Source organism: Psychrobacillus lasiicapitis (genome assembly GCF_006861795.1).
Classification (GTDB): Bacteria; Bacillota; Bacilli; order Bacillales_A; family Planococcaceae; genus Psychrobacillus; species Psychrobacillus lasiicapitis.
Genome location: NZ_VDGH01000028.1, coordinates 1 through 474, shown reverse-complemented (window position 1 = coordinate 474; position 474 = coordinate 1). Strand labels below are relative to the sequence as shown.

1 protein-coding gene is annotated in these 474 nt (G+C 34.4%); it reads left to right on the top strand.

Annotated elements, in window-relative coordinates:
• The coding region (locus FG382_RS22505) for a pro-sigmaK processing inhibitor BofA family protein (RefSeq protein ID WP_142541081.1) at positions 1-226 on the top strand (226 nt) is incomplete at its 5' end.
• Between the last annotated feature and the right edge of the window lie 248 nt (positions 227-474).

Sequence of the window (474 nt, the reverse complement as noted above, 5' to 3'; positions counted from 1 at the left end):
ATTGCTGTTGCTTATTATGTTTAGAAAATCTTTTTCTGGGATCGTAGAAGGATTATCCATTTTCTTATTTCGGATAGGATTCTCTATTTTACTGTTATTCGGTGTACATTTACTGTTAGGTTTAGCTGGGTATACAATCCCTGTTAATTTATTCACGGGTGCAGTAGTAGCAGTCTTAGGAATACCCGGGGTAGCTTCCGTTGTAGCTATTTCGATATTACTTTAAAAAACTTTAGAAAAAGTGTTGACTTATCTAAATGAAGAGAGTAATATAGTAGGAGTCGCCAAGAGGTAAACAAAACGGCAGGCAACATGAACATTGAAAACTGAACATGCAAAACGTTAAGAATATAGCTTTTCAGATTAACTTGTTAGTCTGATAGCAAAACAATTATGACATCATTTAATGATGATGCCAGCAAAACAAAATGAGCTTTTTAAGTTCTCTATTATGGAGAGTTTGATCCTGGCTCA